The following is a 25,714-nucleotide window of genomic DNA, read 5'->3' as shown; positions in this document are numbered from 1 at the left end:
TGAAATTAGAAAAAATACACAAATATACACTTTCTTTACTAGCAAATAGTATTATTTAATCTTCTGCGATCAATATGCTATACCCTTATTTTATATGCCTTGCATATAAATCGAAAAAATGATTAATATCTATGAAAAAGACTGTCTATACATTTAGTGTGCATATTATTAATTGTAAACTGCATCAAACCATTCACATACATAACAGTATTTTGTTATCAACACGATCAAAAATAATATTCACCACACAAGAGCAGATATGCATATTTTATCTATGATAAAATACACTAGGATCGAGAGAAATACATTAAGTGCTATGTGGAACTATAAATGTTCACCTAACCACGTAGTGTTTTTAAGCATTGTTGTAATTGTTTGTCAAGTGGTGCTTCTATAGATATTTTTTCCCCATTACCTGGGTGCGTAAAAGATAATTGAGCTGCATGTAAAAACAAACGATTGAGACCAGTACAACTAAGCTTCTGACGAAACTCACTAGCAGCGCCATAACGATCATCTAAAGCAATGGGATGACCTACATGCGATGCATGTACACGAATTTGATGTGTACGCCCAGTCACAAGAGATGCTTTAACCAAGGTGGCAAATTGTGCGTAATTTTCCTCTATTTGAAATAATGTAATAGATGGTTTTCCCGCGCTGTTCACATACATCTTTTTATGATTTAGTCTTGTGCTCTTCAAAAGAGGTGCGTTAACCATTCTTATGTTATGAGGCCACCGCCCTTTCACTAAAGCTAAGTAGTCTTTTTTCATTCCTCGTTCGCGTAATTGTTTATGAAGAACGCGTAATGATGAACGTTTTTTGGCCAGTAATAAAACACCTGATGCATCACGATCTAAACGGTGAACTAATTCAAGAAATAATGTCTCTCGTCGTAGCGCACGTAAGGCTTCAATGATCCCAAATCTCACACCACTTCCACCATGAACAGCTATCCCAGAAGGTTTGTTCAGCCCTATTATGTACTCATCCTCATAGAGAATTGCACGCTCTAATTCTGAAAATATCGATACTTTTGAAGTATCTATCTTATTTCTTGAGGGGTCAATAGTCACACAAGGAAAACTTATGTTGTCTCCAACTTGTAGTTTATACTGTGGTTTCGTACGTTTGCGATTAACACGCGCGCCCCCTGTTCGTAGCAGACGATAAACCTTACTTCTTGGAACGCCCTTAAACATGGTATGTAAAAAATTATCTATGCGTTGTGTTGCCATGTCCGGCAACACAATTACAATGTTTTTTTTTGTAGTATCATTACTCATGGTAGATAATGCTAAAAGACTCTATTCATGTTATATGTGTATACCTTCATATAATTATAGAACAAAATAAATCCTTTCGTGCGATTCTCTTAATCGAAATGTTGAAATCAAATTTTTACCTATCGAGGTATATAATATTTATTATTACTGTATATAAAATATCACACGATCCATGCTGGTATGTGTTTAACGCATGGAGATGTTATATATATACATGAAAAATTACTAAGCATATCCTGATGAATAAACTGTTCTTAAGAAAAGAGCAATACTTATTCTGATCTTTGTGCGTCTTTTTGCCAATGTAGCAATAAAATATTCTGTATATATGACATCCATATGATGATATTCAGCACAAATATACTATCTTTTTTCTTTCTTCGTATCTATATTCCTATACTAACTGACTCTTGCTATGAAAAAAACCGTAGTCTTATATTAATACTCAACCCCCACAAAACCATCTAATAACTCTTCTTTGGCACCTCATTACACATAATATAAATATTCATTATTTATTTATTTTCCCTTATACTAAGTATTCGCAATAAAAAATAAATTTATGATTTTATACTATAGCACTCCTTACTATCTACTAATATAGTATATAATATAAGTCACGTTATTAGGATACATCTCTTATGCATCACAATACATTTTACCACATCTACTTTTACAAATCTTTATTTTGATAAAAATAATACATATGAGTATTTTGATACTACTATCTCTAGTATGAAGCAGAGGTTAATCTATGAAATTAATACATCTATCATTGCATGATAGATGATACAACAAAAACTACATACTGTATATTTTCGGTATGATGGTAATTAATCCCATAAATATATTAAAATAGATATTTTATACTTCAATAGCTCCACGTAGTTTTTTCATAGCATTTTTCTCAAGCTGTCGAATGCGTTCGGCGGACACATGGTAATACATAGCCAACTCTTGTAACGTGGTTTTATTACCTAGATCTAACCATCTCGCACGAATAATATGTTGGCTACGATCATCCAAATCCTTCAACGCAAGACTAAGCTTATCGGCAGCATAATCGCCCCAGTTATCTTCTTCAATACAGTGTGCAAAATTCGACGAGGAATCCTGTAAATAAAACGTTGGAGATAAAGGGCTGTTCTCAGAATCATTAGCTGGATGAGGATCGAAAGTGACATCTTGTGCGGACATACGTGACTCCATTTCTCGCACATCTTTACTACTTACCCCCAATACGCGTGCAACCATTTCTACCTCATCCTGATTAAACCAACCTAAACGTTTTTTAGTTTTTCTAAGATTAAAAAACAGTTTCCGTTGTGCTTTAGTAGTGGCAACCTTCACGATACGCCAATTTCGTAATACGTATTCATGAATTTCTGCTTTAATCCAGTGCACAGCAAACGATACTAAGCGCACACCAACTGCTGGATTAAATCGCCGCACCGCTTTCATTAAACCAATGTTACCTTCTTGAATCAAATCTGCCTTCAGTAAACCATAACCAGAATAATTGCAGGCAACATGCACTACGAACCGCAAATGAGATAATATTAATTTCTTAGCTGCTAACAAATCACCCTGATAGTATAATCTTTCAGCTAATGCCTGCTCCTCATCTGCCGTCAGCATAGGCCAAGAATTCACTGCTCGGATATAAGCATCTAAGTTACCTAAAGAGGAAACATTGACAATTTGTATTTCTTTCGTCATTTAAACCCTCTCCGTATAATAAGCTATCACAAGGGATTCTACATCCTATCTTTGTAATATTATGCTATCAATACAACAGTAAAACAATATCTCTTTTAAAATCTTTAATTTTTACAGTACAAAGAAAATTATACATCAAATACTCCTGTTTAATCGCTATTATACTGTAGTTAAATCGTCATCGTGACAAACATATTCCAGTATGGATCATACTACTTACAAAAATTACCTGTTGTGTTGAATGAATATCACACATTTTCTTTATCAAGAAAAAATACGGACAATTAATATGACAAGGCCATATTATATCTATTTTTATCTCAGCTACGATCTAAAAAATAAATCATGATGATATCTCTTTTGATTGTAGCACATTTATCATATGTGTTTTTAAGACTCCGTCAAATACATATGATTAACTTCAATTAATAAATATAGTGACCTACTTACTACTAAGTTCAGTGACTAACCTTTTACCAAATTAGAGTTTACGATTATCACGATAGTATAATCCACGTCTTTCTAGATCACGATAGATTATATGCTGTTGTAATAACGTGACTAAGTTACTAATAATATAGTATAAAACAAGACCAGAAGGAAAACATAAGAAAAATATAGTAAATATTATTGGCATAAAAGTAATAATTTTTTGCTGTACAGGATCCGTAACGGTAGTTGGCGACAGCTTTTGGATGCAAAACATTGTTCCTCCCATTAACAAGGGAAGAATATAATATGGATCTTGTGCGGATAAGTCCTGAATCCATAGCATAAATGAGGCATGTCGTAGTTCCACAGATCCAATTAGCATATAATATAATCCAAGAAAAATAGGCATCTGAATAATCAGCGGAAGACAACCTCCTAGTGGATTTACTTTTTCTATTTTATATAATTCCATCATTTCCTGACTCATACGCTGTTTGTCATTACCTAATCGTTCCCGCATCGCCTGAATCTTAGGCTGTAGTATACGCATGCGAGCCATTGATGTGTACTGCGCCTTACTAAGTGGATACATAATGCTTCGTACAATCAAGGTAATTAAAACAATGGAAAAACCCCAATTATTAATAAAACGGTTAAGAAATTGTAATAACTGGAATAAAGGTTGCGCAATAAACCACAACCAACCATAATCTACAGTAAGTTCTAGGTATGGTGCTACATGAGCCATACGATCTTGCATCTCTGGTCCAACCCATAATGTCGCTAATAATTGTTTTTGAGCACCAGATGCAATATTCACTGGTGCAGATCGATATCCAATAACAGCGGTACCGTCTCCTAGATTTCTAGTATATAGAGTATTAATACCGATTGTGTGTGGAATCCAAATGGTAGCAAAATACTGCTGTAACATTGCTATCCATCCATTTACAGTAAGAATAGAAAGATTCTTATTCTCCATAATGTTATCAAATGAATACTTCTCATATTTATTCTGACTACTGGAATAAGCTGCACCTCGGAAAGTATGCAAGGCAAAGTTTTTGCTATTAGTATTACGATCTTCTGGTAAATTGACAGTTTGTTGTATCTGACCGAACATTGACACCTCTATGGGTTTTCCGGTCATATTAAGAACTTTGTAATCAATAGTGATAGCATAATCACCACGTCGTAATATAAATGTTTTTATATAAGTCAGATGATTGCTAGCCATAAAGGTTAATGGTATTCGTAATTCACTCTGATTATCCAACAATTCGAAATGCTCTTGATTACTAGCGTATAACAGTGGTGCATCATGTAAGAGAACACCTGATTTATCAGTACTAGTTAAGCCACTTTGTACTTGATAGATAAAATTCGGTTTCGATTCTAATAGAACAAACGGACGTACAGATCCTAATTTATCTGAGTAAGTTAATAAGGCTGCCTGTTCAATATCACCCCCGTAAGTATTAATGCTTAAAGATAGGACATCAGTTTTCACTGTGATGACTTTATGGGAGCTGTCTTTAAGAACTTCTCCATTCAGGATATGATGATCTACAGTGGTAGTATCTTGTACACTATAAGTTGGTAATGATGGAGTAAAGTTATGTATTTGTAATGCTTGCCAAATAATTAAAGATAGAAGCACAAAAATGATGAGAAAAAAATTACGTTGCGAAGGCATTTGTAAGGTTCTCTGGAATCGATGTTTACATAGCGGCACTGAATTGTGGTCACTAAAGTGAAAAGGATGACATTGTAATATACGTTTTATAGTTAACCGAGTACCTTTTAGTACTCCGAAACTCTGTAATGCTTCAATGCTATATTGAGAACACGTTGGTTGAAAGCGGCAACAAGGCCCTATCATAGGACTAATAAAACGCCGGTAGATGCATATAAATATAATTAGACATCGCACGATAAACGACGATGACGATTCCATAATTTCTCCAATCCCCTCATTAGAGCATGGTTGTCAAGAGTTCCTATTCCACTTTTTGCAATAATTATAAAATCCATCTCTGGGAGTGTATGCTGATTATGCCGAAAACTTTCTCGAATTAATCGTTTAATTCTGTTTCGTTCATGAGAATATTTAAGATTTTTTTTAGAAAGGGTGCAACCTATTCTTGGATACCCTAATATATTAGCGCGTCCAAGAATAGTTATATGTGTTATACTTACTCGCTGTGGTTTAGCAAAAACAAAAGTAAAACTTTCAGAAGTCAACAGCCGTAACTTTTTTGAAAAAGAAAATGTCTTCATTCACTATGGATAACAATTAGTGTTTACAACTTGAGACAGTGAGACGTGTTCGACCTTTCGCTCTTCTATGGGACAAGATCTTACGACCATTTTTATCTGCCATTCGAGCACGAAAACCATGGGTACGGTTACGCTTCAGTATAGAAGGTTGAAAAGTGCGTTTCATTCTTTCGTTACCTATAATTTACCTACATTTATATCTAGTAAACATATTATAGCTAATTTGATATGTACACTAACCTGATCCATACCAAATTGAGATGTTTTTCTCGCCTAATATGTAATGAGCTATAATAAATCATCAATTTAATAAAATACCGCGTATACTACGATAGCATCTATGCCCGTAGTATCTCAAAGATATACACCATCATGGGTAAAATATTCTATAGTAAGTTACTAGCCAGATTTACCATGTTTACAACTAATAAAATGTCCTTTTCGCACATAAATTCATTTTGAGATAAATATATCTGCTAACCTCAAAATATATCATAATATAAATATATTATAAGTCAATACTGATTTATTTTTATAAATCCGTATTCCATATATAGAAACATATCTAATTTCGAAATAACCCCTTATAAATTACTATCTGTGTTTCTACACCCTTTCAGGGTTATAATATTTTGAGCCAAAATGTCACTGGTTTAGTATAGTACTAATACATGTCCAGAAATAAAACATCAATGTATTGCTATCGTATCGATGTAACAGTGATTCATATAAAACATACATCAAATCAATAACTGATTGTAATAGTTTTCATATTAACTCCGTAGCACGAAATTCTCAATCGCCAAAGCTACACCATCTTCTGCATTAGTATTAGTAATAAATTGTGCTATTTTTCTTACACTGGAAATACTGTTACCCATGGCTATACTTATACCGGCGTACTCTAACATAGCTAAATCATTTTCTTGGTCACCGATAGCCATAACTTCATGCCTTGTAAGACCTAACTGTTCTGCTATAAGCTTTATCCTAGTACCTTTATTAGCTCTTTTATCTAGTATTTCTAAGTAGTATGGCGAACTCTTCATAATACTATATTTTTGTAATACCGAATCCGGAATACGAGAAATCGCATAATCCAAAAGTTCTGGGGGATCCAACATCATGACTTTCGGAAAATATAAATTACAGTCCATATCACTCACACGACGATAACGTAACGGAATACCAGTCATCCAAGCTTCGTGCACAGTGTATTCGCTGATATCCTGATTAGAAGTAAACATTTCTGTTTTTGTTAAAGCTTGAAAATGAACCCCTAAAACACGTGATAATTTTTCAAAATAGAGATAGTCATTAAAATTAAGTAATAATTCAGACACACATTCACCATCCGTTGCCTTCTGAATTAATGCACCATTATGCGTAATACAGTATTGACTATCTTTCTGTAAACCTAATTCCTTTAGATAACGTTGTACACCAACAAACGGTCTTCCCGTAGCTAAAATTACTACTACACCTATATTAGATACCTTTTGAATAGCAGCTTGTACTCGTGGTGTGATCTCATTCTGTGGATTTAGTAATGTGCCGTCCATATCAATTGCAATAAGTTTAATCGCCATACCATCCTCAGAATCTTAATGTATCTCCATATCTTAACATAGTACATCTGTCTTTGACAAATTAGAAGATTTTGAGTATTAACCTACGATCTATAATGCACCCCTACTACTTTATAGTAAATATATAGTATTATTCCTTCTAATGACGAGATTGTCTAAAACACTAGGTGTATATAATCTATAATTATACCAATAATATCACTAGTAATCACGCTGCTTTCGAGTAATCGAAGTTGTATTAAATATCAATATTCGCTGCACGCAACGCATTATCTTCAATAAACACACGGCGAGGCTCCACTACATCCCCCATTAAAGTAGTAAAAAGCTGATCAGTGGCAACAGCATCTTCAATGGTTACCAGAAACATGCGACGACTGTCTGGATTCATTGTGCTTTCCCATAATTGTTCTGGATTCATCTCTCCTAAACCTTTATATCTCTGAATAGTTACACCGCGCCGCGACTCTGTAACTAACCAATTAATGGCTTGTTCAAAATTAGCAACTGACTGACGACGCCCACCACGTGCAATATAAGAATCTTTTGTAATCAGGCCGCGTAGATGGCCCCCAAGCATGCATATTTTATGATACTCGTCGCTCACTATAAAAGCATTATCTATGGAGTACTCTTTGTCCATACCATAGACACGTCTACATACTACGGGTTCAAATGAATGCAATAAAGAGTTTTCATGGATAAAACCATAGTAATGCTCGCCATTTTCATCATTATTATTTAATTTCTGCAATAAATTACTTAACCAATCTTCTACACTAGGTTTGCTTGTTAAGTCCTGTAAGGTATCGTGATAAACTAACACATTCAGTAGTTCGATGGGATAGCGAGATTCTAGTCGTTTAATCATGCGATGTGTACGATTAAATATACCTACTAGGTCTTCTAAATTCTTTCCGCTTATATCTGGCGTACTATCATTAATATGTAGCATCGCCTGATCAAGGGCTATAGACATTTGATAGACCTCCATCGCATCATTATCTTTAATATATTGCTCTGTCTTACCCCTTCGTACTTTATACAGAGGTGGTTGTGCAATATACAGGTGCCCTCTTTCAATAATTTCTGGCATCTGACGATAAAAAAATGTCAAAAGCAACGTTCGAATATGTGATCCATCAACGTCGGCGTCAGTCATAATAATAATATTATGATAACGTAATTTATCTGGATTATATTCATCACGGCCAATTCCACACCCTAAAGCAGTAATTAACGTCGCTATTTCCTGCGAAGCAAGCATTTTATCAAAGCGCGCTTTTTCTACATTCAGAATTTTTCCTTTTAACGGTAAAATAGCCTGATTTTTACGATTCCTTCCCTGCTTAGCAGAACCGCCGGCTGAATCACCTTCTACTAAATAAATTTCAGAGAGAGAAGGATTTCGCTCTTGGCAGTCAGCTAATTTCCCTGGTAGGATCGATAAATCTAAGGCATTCTTTCGTCGAGTGATTTCACGTATACGACGAGAAGCTTCACGCGCGCGAGCTGCGTCAATAATTTTTCCCACCACAGCTTTAGCATCACATGGATTTTCTAAGAGATAAGCAGATAATAATTCATTGACTTGTTGCTCCACTGCTATTTTAATTTCAGAAGAGACAAGTTTATCTTTAGTCTGTGAAGAAAATTTTGGATTAGGTGTTTTTACTGAAACGACAGCGATCAAACCTTCACGTGCATCCTCTCCAATAGCACTCACTTTAGCTTTCTTGCTATACCCCTCTTTATCCATATATATGTTAAGAGTACGCGTTAAAGCAGAACGAAAACCTGCTAAATGAGTACCTCCGTCACGCTGTGGAATATTATTTGTAAAACAATATATGCGTTCCTGAAAAGTATTATTCCACTGTAGTGCTACTTCAATGCTGATATTGTCCTTTTGGGACAAAAAATAAAATATATTAGGATGAATCGGCAGTGCATCTTGCGTGAGGTATTTAATAAACTCTTGTAAACCACCTTGATACTGATACACATTTTTTTTATCACAGCGTTGATCGTCTAGCTCAATAGAAACACCTGGATTAAGAAAAGATAATTCGCGTAACCGTTTCTCCAAAATGAAATAATCAACATCTATTATGTTTGTAAATATTTCATAACTTGGCCAAAAATGTATATATGTTCCAGTTAAGTTAGTATGACCCATAATTTGAATATTACGTTTTGGAATGCCGTGCATATAACACTGGAAATGTATTGCCCCGTCACGAAAGATAGTAAGCTCTAATTTTTCCGATAGAGCGTTGACAACAGATACACCTACGCCATGTAACCCGCCGGAAACCTTGTAGGAGTTATCGTCAAATTTACCTCCGGCATGTAGTACGGTCATAATTACTTCCGCAGCAGACACCCCTTCTTCATGCATCCCGGTGGGGATACCACGCCCATTATCCCGTACGGATATAGAGCGATCTGGATAAAGCGTGACACTAATATGCGAACAATAACCCGCAAGGGCCTCATCAATGGCATTATCTAAAATCTCAAAAACCATGTGATGGAGACCAGTGCCGTCATCTGTGTCCCCGATATACATACCGGGGCGTTTGCGTACCGCATCGAGTCCTTTAAGTACTGTAATACTCGATGAGTCATAAACACTGGACATTAGCTTTTCTCGTTCGTTGAATGATAAATCACAATATGGTCTTAAACTGTGACTATATTAAGACTCTTTTCCCTATGCGTTATGTCTAAACATAAACTACACACGCATTGGCATAATAATATATCTTGTAGATGGATTCACGGTGTCTTCAATTTGCACTCTAGACACAGAATCAATCAGTGATATACAGACAGTATCGCACTTTAATGCATTTAAAACGTCTATAATGTAACTTACATTTAAAGAAATTTCCACCTGAGTTCCACTATACATCACATCCAGAATCTCTTCTGCTTCTTCTTTATCTGAATTATTAGCTGTAATTTTTAAGGAATTATCATGTACACATAAACGCACACTTCGTAATTTACCATTAGAAAGAATAGCAACGCGAGCACAAGCCTGCTTGAGCAGATAACAATTCACTTTTAAAATTTTATCAGGTTTTGCGAGAAATATTCGACGATAATCTGGAAAAGAACCATCTATTAACTTTGAAGTAAAAATCATATCACCAAAAGAAAAACGGATATGATTTCTTCCAAACTGTATCTGTACAGGGATGCTACTATTATTTAATACACGCAGGAGTTCTATTACACCTTTACGGGGTATAATTACAGAATAGCGAGGCAACATCACCTGCTCGACTGGCATAGTGCACTGTGCCAGTCGATGTCCATCCGTAGCTACTGCACATAACTCGTTTCTTGTTGTCTCAAGGAGAATACCATTAAGGTAATGACGTACATCTTGATGTGCCATAGAAAAGTGAGTAGATTCAATAATCCGCTTAACAGTACTCTGCGCAATACTGAACCCCACTTCGCTCTTCCACCCATCTAGACTAGGAAAATTACTAGCTGGTAGTGTAGCTAGATAAAAACGGCTTCGATCGGAAACAATGAGTATTTTATCTCCTATTAATAACACTGATATTTCAGAACCTTCTGGTAACCCACGGCAAATATCAAAGAATTTTCGCGCAGGGGTGGTAATCGCTCCCACTTGATGTTTGTGCATTAAAGCAATACACGCTACCATTTCTATTTCTAAATCAGCACTGGTAAGCAATAGAATATCTTGCTTTACTTCCAATAATATATTACCAAGAATAGGAAATGCAGGACGATTTCCTAAGAGTGCGTTGACGTACTGTAATGGTTTGAGTAAAACTTCCCGTTTTAAATTAAATTGCATAATCTAAGGAAACCTTTGGCACGATTAAGAAGATAGGCTTCTAATAATCGCAGAGAACTCTTTGTGAATATCGTGACTTTCTCTATGTAACTTTTCAATTTTTCGACAAGCATATAAAACTGTAGTATGATCACGCCCCCCAAAAGCATCACCAATTTCTGGTAAACTACAATGAGTTAATTCTTTAGCTATAGCCATTGCTATTTGTCTCGGACGCGCAATTGAACGAGAGCGACGCTTAGAAAGAAGATCCGTCACTTTAAGATTATAATATTGAGCAACAGTTTTTTGAATAGTATCAATAGTAACTAACCTATCTTGTAATACGAGTATATCACGCAGTGCTTCACGTACAAAATCAATGGTAATAGTGCAACCTGTAAATTTTGCATGAGCAATAACACGATTTAATGCTCCTTCTAATTCACGTCCGTTAGAACGTAATCTTCTGGCAATAAAATTAGCTATCTCATTCGGTAAAAAAATATTATTTTCATCCGCTTTCTTTTTTAAAATAGCTACCCGTGTCTCTAGTTCCGGTGGATCAATAGCTACCGCCAATCCCCATCCAAAGCGTGATCTTAAACGATCTTCTACACCATGAATCTCTCGGGGATAACGATCAGCAGTTAAAATTATTTGTTGATTACCATCTAACAGTGCGTTAAAAGTATGAAAAAACTCTTCTTGTGAGCGTACTTTATTCGCAAAAAACTGAATGTCATCAATAAGAAGTGCTTTAACTGAACGGTAATAACATTTAAACTCTTCAATCGTATTATTCTGTAACGCGTTAACCATATCTTGTACAAAACGCTCAGAATGCATATATATAACAGTTGTATTAGATTTTTTTGCTAAAATACCATTCCCGACTGCATGTAGGAGATGAGTCTTACCAAGGCCTGTACCGCCATAAAGAAATAGAGGATTATACGTCTCGCCAGGATTATTTGCTACCTGTTGTGCAGCAATATGTGCTAATTGATTCGATTTGCCATTTACAAAGTTGTCAAAGTTATATCTAGTATTGACATTCGAGCGATAAGATAACTCTGTTAATTTCGTAACATCACTCCAATTTGTTCGGGTTTGGCTGCTCATAGATGGGTGACTGATATGACTTGAAGTTTCCTGTACACTGGTTACAGATGGCTCCCTGATAGTAACACTAGACTTTCTGCCTACCTCAAAAAGAAGAAAAGGCACATTGACGCCACCAAAATTTTTGAGAAGAGTATTAATATTGTGCAAGTATTTATCCCTGACCCAATCTAACACAAAACGATTTGGTGCATATAAGGCTAATGTATTATCAGTAATTTCAGCTTGTAATGGTCGTATCCACATACTGAATTCGGTAGGAGGTAGTTCATCTTTTAGGCAAACCAAACACTGTTGCCAAAGTGTAAGTGACACGGCAGACTCCACTTCGAAAATTCAACACAATATAGAAACTCGGTGAGATATGGCATGATTATTAGTGATTTGTGGAGATAAATTAACTCTCCTCTTATTTAACTCCCTTATCTCATAAAAAATTCAGCATCCTTGCCAATTAAAAAACAAATTATAATGTATAGTACACTAGAAACCTTTCAGTATTAACAAATTGAAACTGATATCTTAAAATGCAAACACTATACAGATATAGTGTATCACCACTACTATTAGACTATATGATCTCTCGTGATATGACTATCATTAAAAATGATACTTAATAATTAATAAAAAATATATGTTTAGATTTACGATGTTAGAAACCATAAAAATATAAGGTGTATCCGTTCTCATTGTACAATATACGTCCATTATCGACTAAAACAAAACATAAAAGAAATTCTCCATTCTCTAATCGTCAGGGCTACCAATTATATTCTACAATATATTAATATTTTTATCCTCAGTCTTAGCAAAAGGATAGTGCTTGGCGCCACAATATTCAGAAAGGATCGATCATGTCTCGTCCTATTATTGCTACAATTAATCAAAACGCATTACAAACAAATCTTTCTATAGTACGCAATATAGCTTCTGGATCACGCCTTTGGGCAGTGATTAAAGCTAATGCATATGGTCATGGTATTAAAAGGGTCTGGAAGAGTCTAAGTAGTACGGATGGTTTTGCCGTACTTAGCATCCATGAAGCTTTATTACTTCGCGAACAAGGTTTTCAAAAGCCTATTTTGCTGCTAGAAGGATTTTTTCATCCTCACGATCTGAGAATCCTTCATCGATATCACTTAACCACTATTATACATAGTCACTGGCAAATCCAAGCATTAAAAAAAGCGCATCTATCTTCTCCATTAGATGTATATCTAAAAATGAATTGTGGAATGAATCGTCTTGGTTTTCAACCAAAGGATGTCCGAAATGTTTGGCATCAATTAAAAGCACTAAAAAATGTTGGTACTCTTACCCTGATGGCGCACTTCGCTAAAGCACAGTGCATATATGATATTATGAAGTCTATGCAAAGAATTGCGCAATCCTCTAATGGATTCAATTGTACCATGTCACTGGCTAACTCTGCTGCCACATTGTGGCATCCACGTACACATTGTCAGTGGGTCCGTCCTGGCATTATATTATATGGTGCCTCTCCCAGTGGTGATTGGAAAGACATTGCTAGTAGTGGTTTAATGCCTGTTATGACACTTAATAGCAAAATTATTGCGATACAAAAACTTGTAGCAGGATCCAAAGTAGGATATGCCAATAACTATTGCGCTAGCCGCGCGCAGTATATTGGAATCGTAGCCTGTGGCTATGCTGATGGTTATCCACATCATGCTCCTACCGGCACGCCCGTAATGGTCGCGGGAAGCATGACACAGACTGTTGGAAGCATTTCTATGGACATGATGGCGGTAGATTTAACGAGATGCCCACAAGCTCGTATTGGTAGTCTAGTAGAACTATGGGGGAATAACGTCAAGATTAATGATGTAGCTTCTGTATCTGGAACTATAAGCTACGAACTAATGTGCGCTTTATCTTCACGTGTGCCTGTTAAAATAACATAACTTCACTTTTCCAAGAAAAGAGAAGAAAACATTGAAATCATACCGTTTCATCGCAGATTTCATGCCCTTGAATCAGCAGTTTGTTTTTACATAGAATGCCCATTCTATATCTATTTTACCATGTATGAATAACCATGATATATATACACATCTTTAATCTTACATTAAATTTATGGTCATGTAGCTACACTACAGACATATCTTTTAATAATAGCTAAGTATACATATACACTTGCGCTCGCATGACTATTATTGCAAAAATCTACATACCCATAACTAACTACGATCAATTAACTAATATCTGTATAGCTTATAGTAAGGTACCATATGAAAACTCTAACATATCATGCTCGTATATACGATTACATATACTACTAATGGAATGTATGAAAGTATTACACTATATATCATAACTATTAAGTATCAGTACTCAGTGTTAGAGATGTAACTCTAACACATACACAGATGGATCAGTGATATTATATTGTTCAACCTACAAAAAGTTAGCTCTGTAAGTAATCATCGCGTAATAAGCTCAGATTTTTTAAGTTCTATAGTCTTAAGTATTTTGTGTAAAAAGATTTATGTGTGATCCAAAATGATAGCACAAGCTATAAAAAGAGTAATGTGAAATCTGTGATTGTCAATATTTCAGTATAACCACTGAGGTCTTCAATAAGAATTCATATATTACAGTACATAATCGTCTTATCTTGGTGACGGAAGTAAGAAAAGAACCTACGATAGATTATGCGAAATGATCATATACAAACGATCAAGAAATCCACATCTATATTCTAACCCTTACAATAATCTTAACTGTATGTATTATTATACAAAAATCAATTAAATATCTCTATTGAGATGCAATTAACTTGCACTGATCATACCACATGGTTGTTTTTCGATCAAATGACATTAATATTTATTGCATGACTAAGGAAATGGTAGAAATAAGACAACTTTTATTACGGTAACCCTCATCAGCACGAATCATATTATAGAAAACATTCCTAAACAATGACATTACAAAATCAATGTCTCATAAATAATATACGGCTATGTTTTCCACACATTACAGTTTGGTATTCTGTGAATTAAATAAAAAACAATTTTTTCTATTGATTGTATTTATAACAAATCAATATTTTTATCATTCTGCTCGCAAACATATAAAGTATTTTGCATAAGCGTAGCAATGGTCATGGGTCCAACTCCGCCTGGTACCGGAGTAATCCATGCCGCCCGATGTGCAGCCTGCTCAAACTCAATATCACCAACTATTTTACCATTAAGTAAACGGTTAATACCTATATCAACTACTATGGCTCCTAATTTAATCCAGTGACCAGGGATAAATCTTGGTTTGCCGACGGCAACAACCAGTAGGTCAGCTTGTGACACAAAATATTGTAGATTTTGAGTAAAACGATGTGCAATAATGGTTGTGCACCCAGCCAGTAATAGCTCTAGACTCATAGGTCTACCAACTATATTAGAGGCTCCAACTACTACCGCGTTTAATCTACAAACATTGAGTTGATAATGCTCTAGCAAAGTCATAATACCACGAGGGGTACATGGCCGCAGCAAAGTTGGTGCACGATTACATAAACGACCTACATTATAAGGATGAAAACCATCTACATCTTTGCAAGGTGAAATGTGTTCCATGACCACACTTCTATCTATAGTAGTTGGTAAAGGGAGTTGTACTAAAATACCATCAATACTCTTATCGTTGTTTAATTGTGTAATTAAGTTCAACAATTGCACTTGCATAGTAGTTACAGGTAAATCATATAAACGGGTGGTGACACCAACTTTATGAGATGCACTACACTTCTTAGACACATAAATCTTTGAAGCAGGATCTGACCCTACTAATACAATAGCTAAACCTGGGATACGTTTACCCATGCCTAGACGTTCCTGTACGCGTTTAGAGATATCTTGCAAAATTTCCTGCGCAAGCTTTGTACCATTCATTATTTTTGCAGGCATGGAATCCTGTATCCTTCTACAATATACTCTCTATCATATATTATATATAAAATTGCAATGGTTTTATACTCTTCATTTCTATGACTTCGTGTTTTACACACTACAATGTATATTAATTAAACGATATAGCATAAGCGTTATATCTAGACCACACCTGGTACTATATAAAAAAATTATTTGCTAACATATTACGAAATGCGATCCTTTTGGACATGATCTATATTTCAGTACACCACGCCCACTATACTAGTAGTTATTATTCTATTTCCATATTAACATAATAGATAGTAGATGCTAATTTCTTGTACTAGCAAACATAAATACAGAAAACTGAAAAACTCGTGTCATACCGCATGTTATATCTAAACATGCATCAATATATTAGTGCATAAAGATACATATACAGCATGCTTGTATACTGCTAAAGATCATCGCTTCGAAATACACACATGCTATATGTTTACTAACACTCAATGATCTCTGATAAAAGACTAGATATTATGAATGTACATAGTAACAGAAGCATCTGAGTCATGGATATTATACACCTTACCACATATCAAAACATGATATATAAATTTCAAATCTCTCTCTTCTTCTAAAATAGCATGACATAAATATTTACGTGTCATGAAATCACTTTCATTTAACATCTTCATAAACTTCTTATGGTTAAATCTAGAAACATTATGACAATAAGAACGCAGAAAAAGATAAAAAATCGCTCATTATAGTATATATACTATAATATGCTTGATATACATCATTCTACTATGCGAAAAAAAAATACCTCTATTTTTTATAATAGATACAAATCTTATTTCAGATATGAGTTAAATTATGTATTTCTAACACAACAACTAAACTATTGATAGTATACCATGAGAACTTATATGATAAGACTGACGCACTGTAACGTATTTCAGCTCTGGAGAAGGGATTATTACTTATAAAGTACGTGTGTAGCGCAGATGTCACTATTAGTAAATATTTTATACCGTATACACACACTAATGATGTCTGATTTTAATTCTGACAATGACCAAATATCTTAACTTAAGATATAATATAATATGCCATGGTCTATACGCATAGACTAGATTGATATTACCCAATAGTACAAACTGATAAAATCCTACACTATATGTAGATGTGTATTTTGCAGCCTTAACACCCTACAAATACTGCTGAAACTGAAAATTTTAGTAATATATTGATACTTACTACATTAAATTATGTTAAAACAAATACCATATAACTATAAACATCATCGCATTGATACAATGTATATATAGCCTATTTCGACAGATATCTTTATAAATCCTATCAAGGCAAGAAAGCACTTATAGTTATAAGTCAATCAAAACTCTAGATATTTATGCACTTTAGAATGTTACAAACCCTCAATGGACTCTTTCTTCTGTGATCATGAAACTCATATTTTCCACTATATTATATATTTTATCATATACCGCACATGGTATACATGCGGATAATACATGAGTATGTAAGTGGTCTTTACTGACACAGTAACTCTTTGATTACAAAATAAAGTTGCTAAAAATGATAAAAATATAATGCAGGAACACGTTTTTATAACTTTATACTATGTTATATAAATATTGCAGCACATAGAATAATATATTCACTGATAACTCTGTAAGATCATCTAGTATTTTTCTTACACTATACGTTTTATACATCTTTATATAAATTTAAAAAGCATGCAATGGAAAATATGCATTTTATCAATCGTAATAGGAGTTATAATGAAAACTATGAATCTGATGCAGACTACATATTAACAATTATTGATACAAGTCAATATTGAAGAACAGAGCAATAAAGCATGAATAATAATACTAAATAGTTGACTGATGATTTATTAACCGTATAATGCATGGCATCAATATGCGCTCTTAGCTTAGCTGGATAGAGCACCGGCCTTCTAAGCCGTAGGTCACAGGTTCGAATCCTGTAGGGCGCACCACATACATAATCTTAACTTCTCTGTTAAATAGGTTCACTATACCATAACGCATGCGCAATATATCTATATATACCTGAATGACCTGGTTATCTCCTAGTGCTATCGCTTTATCAACTAGTAAATAATTTTATTACTCTCTTGCTAGCAGCATTAAAACATACCAACTACTGCAAGTATGATATCCAACCACTTTCATATAAAAACTTAAAACAAATGATAGATTTCTCTCAAACTTTATATATTTCGGAGTTACATCATCGTTTTTAAATCATTGTATCTATCTTAATAAACATGTATCATTTTCATTGATCTACAAAAAATATGTAATTTATGTTTCCTACTCAAAAGAAAATAAATGATTCTCAGGTTATGATAATGCTATATCAAATTATCTGTTTGCTAAAAAGCGAAGACCTATATACCATGGTCATCCATACTATCATATGGTCAATATATTGATATTAAAAATAAAAAATACCATAAAAATTACATAGCATATAACATTGTGGTACAACTCCACCATTACCCGAATAATCATAGCAAGGCATGTTTAGATATCTACGCATGTAGATTACTAAAAATACTATGCTATCGCAGATCACAGAATATAGAAGTATCACTATTTCTATATGCTTAGAAAGCACTATTCTTTTGCGAGGTTAGGAATACTGATTTTTTGGTATAAAAAGTAAAATATCATATAAGGCAGATGCCATTGTATCCTTACAGAATATTTATACCTTCGTGACTCTTTGTGCATCATGCTTGCTAGTAAGAATTACTTATACTGAATATGCTATATTAACATCTTGATTGCCTAAATGCACTCAACCTAAGTTCTAGCAATACGCAAGGATATCCTTGAATGTACACATGAATCAATATCAATCTGTATTTCATGTTGTAATCTATTCACTACATACTAATATTAAAATAACTATGACTGCTCACACATACCGGGGACACTACGCCAGAAAACGCTTTGGACAACATTTTTTACATGATCCATGTATTATAGAAAGTATTATTCATGCTATTCAACCAAAATATGGTGAAGTAATGATCGAAATTGGACCTGGTCTCGGTGCGCTAACAGAAAAGATAGGTAGAGTACTAGATAAGCTAACAGTGATTGAAATTGATCACGATCTCACTTTACGCCTCAAGTATCACTCTTTCCTACAAACAAAGCTTACCGTTTTCGAGCAAGATGCCCTAGAATTTGATTTTTCACAGTTTGCCAAACAACAAACTCAACTACTACGTGTTTTTGGTAATCTACCATATAATATTTCTACACCGTTAATATTCCATTTATTTAAACATATCAACATCATTCATGATATGCATTTTATGTTACAAGAAGAGGTGGTTAATCGTCTTGTCGCTAAGCCTGGTAACAAATCATACGGTCGTCTATCAGTTATGGCACAATACTACTGCAAAATATTCCCAATACTTACTGTTCCGTCTCAATCTTTCGTACCACCGCCTAATGTAATATCTAAAATAGTACGTTTAATTCCTATAACACATGTCCAAACATTACCTCACCATGTGTATTTTCTGTCTTTAGTTACTACCGCAGCCTTTAACAAACGTCGTAAAACACTGCGTAATAGTCTATCTCACTTAATCCCTACTCAAGCATTAGTAAACATGCATATTTGTCCGACATTACGCGCAGAAAACATAAGTGTTATGCAATATTGTCAACTAGCAGATTGGCTAGGAAACCACCTAAAAAATAAAAAAGCGAATGTGGTATCAATAAAATATAACTAGAATGTGTGTTAATGTTATGCATGATAAGAAAGATTTTTACCTTTAAATACATTTAAATTAACCATCACCTCGGGAAACACATCCATCTACTTTGACGAAAATAAAAACCATTCAAGCGGTAATTGCGCTATATAATAACTGATGATAGTCGGCAGGATCCATGATTATTTTAACCGTTACATATATACTAACATTCATACCTTAATCATAGTTTTATGGTTCTCCTACGGAGAAATCATGTCATACCTTTTTCAATTATCTTCTAATTATCGAAAGTCAGTAGACTTAAAAATGCACAAGAGTTCTATCTTTATTCAATATGTTTAATGATCTATACTATTCTAATATCATGCAATATCACTAGAATCTATAACCAACACCCCTATCATTAGTGGTATTGTAAATAATTAGTGTGTTCTAAATTATGTAATACCGAAGCATGATCAGCCCAACTATGCTGTACTTTTACCCAATTCTGAAGGTATACCTTTTGCCCGAACACCTTTTCCATATTCTGACGCGCAAGAACTCCGATAGTTTTAATTTTACCTCCTTGTGCACCAATCATGATCTTCTTCTGACCTTCACTCTGTACTACAATTAATGCATAGACCATGAGAACACCGCGTGTATTAGTGATAAATTTTTCAATCTGCACCACCACTGAATATGGCAATTCTGCTCCAAATCCACGCATAATCTTTTCACGTATAATCTCTGATGCCATAAATTTTTGAGAGCAATCAGTAATATATGCTTGTGGAAAACAATGTTTTGCTTTTGGCAAATATTGGCATATAATATTCTTAATAAGCCCAATGTTCTCTCCTCTTTGAGCAGAAATAGGTACTATACCTATAAAATTTCTCTGTTTATCTAGATGCTGTAAATGTGGTAATAAGATACTTTTATTGGAAATAACATCCATTTTATTAATCACTAATAGAACAGACTGTGTGTTCTGTAAATTTTTCAATATCATTTCATCGCTAGCAGTCCAACGAATTCCTTCTATCATAAATACGACAAGTGTAACATCATTAATTAAATTAATAGTATGACGTCGCATAACATCATATGTACGATTCTTTTCTGTCGCATGTAACCCAGGAGTATCAATATAAATAGTCTGGTACACCCCCTCAGTGTGGACTCCCATAATGCGATGGTGCGTAGTGTGTGGTTTATTTGAGGTAATAGAAATTTTTTTCCCAATCAGCCGATTTAATAATGTTGATTTTCCTACGTTCGGACGACCTACTATCGCGATAAAACCACAATAGGTAATTGTCTGTGTCATTTAATACCTAATTTAGTTAATGCTTGTTCGGCGGTTGCTTGTTCAGCTTGTCGACGACTAGAGCCAGTTCCTACGACAGGATCTTTCATACCACTTATTTTACAGTAAATAGTAAATGCCTGATTATGTTCTGCACCCTGTACCTGCGATAAAAAATAAGAGGGTAACGGTAAATGATTCCCTTGTAAAAATTCTTGTAAACGTGTTTTAGGATCTTTTTGTCTATCTCCTGGGCTGATGGTATTTAAACGACAAGAATACCAATTAAGAATGCATTTTTCTATCGTAGAGATGTTACTATCTAAAAATATACCACCAATTAACGCTTCCATCGTATTAGACAAAATTGACTGACGTAGATATCCACCACTTTTCCATTCACCTCGACCAAGATACAAATAGGACCCTAAATCAAATTCCTTTGCCATTGCAGCTAAGGTATTCCCGCGTACTAATGTAGAACGCATGCGACTCATATCACCTTCATCGACATATGGAAAACGTCTATAAAGAGCATGAGTAATTACATAACTTAAAATAGAATCTCCAAGAAATTCTAGTCTCTCGTTATTCTTATAGCTCGCACTACGATGCGTAAGCGCTTGCTGTAACAATTCAACATTCTTGAAATGATAACCTATTTTTCTTTGCAGCTGATGTATTATCAATAAATTCATATGAAACCACTAGCAATATATATAATCAATATCTATTTATCAAAAATAAATAGATATTGATTTGCAAAAAGTATCCCTTCTTAATATCACAACCATTGATATACATTAACAAATACACCTGATTTATCAGGTATATAGAACTATATTGTTAATGAATACTACCGATATGACTAAGACGCAAACCAGTTGGCCATTGCCCTTCCTTTTTATCCAAACTCATCCATACAGCTATTGCTTGACCAACAAGATTATGTTCAGGCACAAAACCCCAATAACGACTATCTGCACTATTATCACGATTATCACCCATCACGAAATACATCTTCTCTGGTACGAGCCAAGTCATTGTTTGTTGTGCGGTATTTTTTTTCTTACCATTCCCAATCACACAACCCTCTCCCGTTATTAACAAAATACGGTGCTTAGAATCTCCTAATGTTTCAGTGCGTATGACTGTATGTAGATCGTCTAAACTAGGTTCTCGAACATTCTGCACGACATTACTATTACTATTTTCATTATTAGTCGCATCAACCACACTTTTAGTGTTATTCTTACTAATTGCAGAATAAGTGACCTCTAAAAATCTCTTACAATTCTGCTTATCAAGACACTCTGTCTGTACAGATAAGACTTTACTACAAAAATTGTATGTCACCAAATCCCCTGGTAGACCAATCACGCGTTTAATATAATCTTTACTCTGATCTTGTGGGTATTTAAAGACTACAATATCACCACGACGGGGGTGCCCGGTATCCATCAAAGTATCCTGTGTAATAGGGTTTTTGATACCGTAAGCATACTTTTTTACTAAAATAAAATCACCGATTAATAAAGTAGGCATCATTGATCCAGAGGGAATCTGAAACGGCTCAAAAATAAATGAACGAACTACTAACACAACAAAGAGTACCGGAAATAAAGATGCTACACTAGCGACGAATCCAATAGGTACATGCTCGTTCACTTTCTCTATATTTTTATAGTAATTTCCTACATTTTTCACATTCTTAATACGTACACGTTGAAGAAAATTAATACACCAGAATGCACCGCTACTACATGTTGCAATAATTAAAAATAATGTGAATATATGCGCCATCTTGATGACCCCTAAACTTAACAAATATTATTTATTTTCTTTACCAATGTCCATCATTGCAAAAAATGCCTCTTGAGGTAGTTCAAGGCGCCCTATTTTTTTCATACGCTTCTTGCCCTCCTTCTGTTTTTGTAGTAGTTTTTTCTTGCGACTAATATCACCACCATAGCATTTAGAGAGAACATTTTTACGTAACGGCTTCACCGTAGCGCGAGCAATAACATTGTTTCCAATAGCCGCTTGAACAGCAATCTCAAATTGTTGGCGCGGAATTAAATCTGTAATCTTATTTACCAATTCACGCCCATAGAACTCTGCGTAGTTACGATGAGTGATTAAAGATAACGCGTCAATGCGTTCGCTATTTAGCATAATATCGACACGAACCATGCTAGCAGTAGTAAATTTTTTAAAATGATATTCCAGTGATGCATATCCACGTGTACTGGATTTTAAATTACTAAAAAAATCACGTATAACTTCAGACATAGGTATCTCGTAAGTTAAAGCGACTTGTTTTTCATGATAAACGATGCTCGTTTGTACACCACGCTTTTTGATGCACAACATCATTACATTACCCAAGTACTCTTGAGGCACTAAAATCTGACACTCAGCAATCGGCTCACGTAACTCTACGATATGATGATCGGAGGGTAGCTTAGCAGGATTATCGACATATATAGTATTTCCATCACTGGTATAGACTTCATACATAACAGTAGGCGCGGTGGTAATAAGTTCAAGATGATATTCACGCTCAAGACGCTCTTTAATTATCTCCATGTGGAGCAAACCAAGAAAACCACAACGAAAACCACACCCTAATGCAGTAGAGTTTTCTGATTCATAGAATAAAGAAGCATCATTTAAGCGTAGCTTCCCCAAAGCATCCCGAAATGCTTCATAAGTATTCGGTTCTAATGGAAATAGCCCGGCATAAACCTGTGGGGTAAATTTTTTAAATCCGGGTAATGCTTGACATGCTATATTTTTTACAGATGTTAACGTATCGCCAACTGGTGCCCCAAGAATATTTTTAATCCCGCACGCTAACCAACCAACTTCACCGCAATATAACACATCAGTCTCTTTACGTTTTGGGGTAAAAATACCTAAACGATCTATTGTATACACTTGACCGGTGCTCATTGCCGTTATTTTTTCTCCTTTATATATACTGCCATTTTTAATACATATCAAAGAAACAACGCCAAGATAATTATCAAACCAGGAATCAATAATTAGTGCTTGCAATGGACCCTGAGGTCGACCCGCAGGAGGAGGTATATCACGCACCAAACGTTCTAGTATCTCAGGAATGCCAAAACCAGTCTTTGCCGAGCAAAGTATAGCATCAGTAGTATCAATACCAATGATATCTTCAATTTCTTTTAATACTCTTTCTGGATCCGCTGAAGGAAGGTCTATTTTATTAAGCACCGGGACAACTATTAAATGCATTTCCGTGGCACTGTAACAATTTGCTACTGTTTGTGCTTCGACCCCCTGTACTGCGTCCACTACAAGAAGAGCGCCTTCACAAGCCCCCAGGGAGCGAGAAACCTCATAGGAAAAATCTACATGCCCCGGTGTATCAATAAAATTAAGTTGATAAGTCTTACCATTTTTAGCATGGTACGTAAGGGTCACACTTTGTGCTTTAATAGTAATACCGCGCTCACGCTCTAACTCCATGGAATCTAAGACTTGCTCTTCCATTTCACGTTCTGTTAAACCACCGCATATTTGAATTAAACGATCAGAAATTGTAGATTTTCCATGATCAACATGCGCAATGATAGAAAAATTTCGTATATGATTCATTGGTATATTGCTTATACTTTTGATAGTAATAGTCTCAGTTTTAACTATAAATAGACATACTGAAGTCTTAACTCCAGAAAATAAATACTGGCTTATATTATGATGAATTTATATATACAAGATAAAAAGTAACTAGTGTTTTAATAAAACTCAGAAAAAGATATGAGAGAGTATACATTCTAACGGTATTGATTAACCTTAAAATAGATAACAATCATGAGAGGTTCGTCAACCATTTTTCAAAATTTTAATATACTTTCAGTATGTATCTGGTAGTGGCTTATATAAGCTAAAATTTCACTTTAATTTATGCTCAGCGCACCCATATAATATTTGAACCATGATTCGAAATAATATACAATAGATGTATCGAGGATCAATACTTATCGACCACTAAGAATTCTGGTATGGATGTTGATAGAGTATGTATGCTTAGCGGCGTTGCATGCTAATATAGTAGATGGGATGATACGTGAGTCACAAGAGGTGAGCATGATCATTTTTACCTACATGATGTTAAAATCACTATGATAACCTCATACCCATCTACAATCTTTTATCCATCGTACCATTAAGTACAACCACTTGGAGATATGTTAGAGAACAAGCTCTATATAGAATCCTGAATATAGCGCTTCTGGCATACTTATTATTCGATATTATGGCACACTCCCTTACACATAAAATTAATTAACCTACAAAATGTATTAAATTTTATTCCAGTGTAGTTTAAAAATAATTAATATCATTCATGTGCATCATACCAACAATCTCGTCACGAAATCTACTGCCATGCGATTTACCATGAATGGCTCTGCATATGAATGCAGTAATCATATATTCT

Annotated in this window: 16 protein-coding genes and 1 tRNA gene; 3 read left to right on the top strand and 14 right to left on the bottom strand. The window is 34.7% G+C overall.

Going from position 1 to position 25,714, the window contains the following annotated elements; translation table 11 throughout:
* Positions 1–338 precede the first annotated feature (338 nt).
* From rluC to dnaA, 9 genes are all read right to left on the bottom strand, one after another.
* Complete coding sequence (rluC, locus tag ERCILAFE3058_RS00465) at positions 339–1,289, bottom strand: 23S rRNA pseudouridine(955/2504/2580) synthase RluC (protein WP_157989540.1); 951 nt, start codon at positions 1,287–1,289, stop codon at positions 339–341.
* A gap of 864 nt (positions 1,290–2,153) precedes the next feature.
* The gene (rpoH, locus tag ERCILAFE3058_RS00460) at positions 2,154–3,008 is read right to left on the bottom strand and encodes an RNA polymerase sigma factor RpoH (protein ID WP_157989539.1); all 855 of its coding nucleotides are present in this window, start codon (positions 3,006–3,008) and stop codon (positions 2,154–2,156) included.
* 481 nt (positions 3,009–3,489) lie between these two features.
* Positions 3,490–5,397: a membrane protein insertase YidC gene (gene yidC / locus ERCILAFE3058_RS00455; protein WP_157989538.1), complete on the bottom strand. Its 1,908-nt coding sequence runs from the start codon at positions 5,395–5,397 to the stop codon at positions 3,490–3,492.
* The gene (rnpA, locus tag ERCILAFE3058_RS00450; RefSeq protein ID WP_157989537.1) at positions 5,361–5,720 is read right to left on the bottom strand and encodes a ribonuclease P protein component; all 360 of its coding nucleotides are present in this window, start codon (positions 5,718–5,720) and stop codon (positions 5,361–5,363) included. Before rnpA ends, yidC begins: the two co-directional genes overlap by 37 nt.
* Before the next feature lie 16 nt (positions 5,721–5,736).
* Entirely contained in the window at positions 5,737–5,886 is a 150-nt protein-coding gene (rpmH, locus tag ERCILAFE3058_RS00445) for a 50S ribosomal protein L34 (protein WP_157989536.1), read from the bottom strand.
* Positions 5,887–6,493: 607 nt separating this feature from the next.
* Positions 6,494–7,309, bottom strand: coding sequence for a sugar-phosphatase (yidA, locus tag ERCILAFE3058_RS00440; RefSeq protein ID WP_157989535.1), 816 nt, complete (start codon positions 7,307–7,309; stop codon positions 6,494–6,496).
* A 238-nt stretch (positions 7,310–7,547) separates the two neighbouring features.
* On the bottom strand, positions 7,548–9,953 hold the full coding sequence (gyrB, locus tag ERCILAFE3058_RS00435; RefSeq protein WP_157989534.1) for a DNA topoisomerase (ATP-hydrolyzing) subunit B: 2,406 nt from the start codon (positions 9,951–9,953) through the stop codon (positions 7,548–7,550).
* Positions 9,954–10,049: 96 nt separating this feature from the next.
* A complete protein-coding gene (gene dnaN / locus ERCILAFE3058_RS00430; RefSeq protein ID WP_157989533.1) occupies positions 10,050–11,153 on the bottom strand; it encodes a DNA polymerase III subunit beta in 1,104 nt (367 codons plus the stop codon).
* Positions 11,154–11,177: 24 nt separating this feature from the next.
* A complete protein-coding gene (gene dnaA / locus ERCILAFE3058_RS00425; protein ID WP_157989532.1) occupies positions 11,178–12,572 on the bottom strand; it encodes a chromosomal replication initiator protein DnaA in 1,395 nt (464 codons plus the stop codon).
* Between the two features lie 539 nt (positions 12,573–13,111).
* Here dnaA and dadX point away from each other — a divergent pair.
* On the top strand, positions 13,112–14,182 hold the full coding sequence (dadX, locus tag ERCILAFE3058_RS00420) for a catabolic alanine racemase DadX (RefSeq protein WP_157989531.1): 1,071 nt from the start codon (positions 13,112–13,114) through the stop codon (positions 14,180–14,182).
* 1,131 nt (positions 14,183–15,313) lie between these two features.
* Here the strand turns inward: dadX and folD are convergent.
* Positions 15,314–16,186, bottom strand: a complete 873-nt coding sequence (gene folD / locus ERCILAFE3058_RS00415) for a bifunctional methylenetetrahydrofolate dehydrogenase/methenyltetrahydrofolate cyclohydrolase FolD (protein ID WP_157989530.1) — start codon at positions 16,184–16,186, stop codon at positions 15,314–15,316.
* Positions 16,187–18,099: 1,913 nt separating this feature from the next.
* On the opposite strand from folD, the gene ERCILAFE3058_RS00410 reads away from it, so the two are divergent.
* A tRNA-Arg gene (locus tag ERCILAFE3058_RS00410) sits at positions 18,100–18,176 on the top strand.
* Positions 18,177–19,115: 939 nt separating this feature from the next.
* Complete coding sequence (gene rsmA / locus ERCILAFE3058_RS00405; protein ID WP_157990038.1) at positions 19,116–19,961, top strand: 16S rRNA (adenine(1518)-N(6)/adenine(1519)-N(6))-dimethyltransferase RsmA; 846 nt, start codon at positions 19,116–19,118, stop codon at positions 19,959–19,961.
* Between the two features lie 388 nt (positions 19,962–20,349).
* Here rsmA and era read toward each other — a convergent pair whose 3' ends face one another.
* The 4 genes from era to lepA form a co-directional block, all read right to left on the bottom strand.
* On the bottom strand, positions 20,350–21,261 hold the full coding sequence (era, locus tag ERCILAFE3058_RS00400) for a GTPase Era (RefSeq protein WP_157989529.1): 912 nt from the start codon (positions 21,259–21,261) through the stop codon (positions 20,350–20,352).
* Positions 21,258–21,938 (bottom strand): ribonuclease III, encoded by a 681-nt coding sequence (rnc, locus tag ERCILAFE3058_RS00395; RefSeq protein WP_157989528.1) that lies wholly within the window; start codon positions 21,936–21,938, stop codon positions 21,258–21,260. Before rnc ends, era begins: the two co-directional genes overlap by 4 nt.
* Before the next feature lie 148 nt (positions 21,939–22,086).
* Positions 22,087–23,043, bottom strand: a complete 957-nt coding sequence (lepB, locus tag ERCILAFE3058_RS00390; RefSeq protein ID WP_157989527.1) for a signal peptidase I — start codon at positions 23,041–23,043, stop codon at positions 22,087–22,089.
* Between the two features lie 27 nt (positions 23,044–23,070).
* A complete protein-coding gene (lepA, locus tag ERCILAFE3058_RS00385) occupies positions 23,071–24,870 on the bottom strand; it encodes a translation elongation factor 4 (RefSeq protein WP_157989526.1) in 1,800 nt (599 codons plus the stop codon).
* Positions 24,871–25,714: the final 844 nt, after the last annotated feature.

It is taken from the genome of Candidatus Erwinia haradaeae, from assembly GCF_900698955.1.
GTDB lineage: Bacteria > Pseudomonadota > Gammaproteobacteria > Enterobacterales > Enterobacteriaceae > Erwinia_E > Erwinia_E haradaeae_G.
Note: the sequence above shows the minus strand (reverse complement) of the source record. Positions and strands in the feature narration are given on the sequence as shown.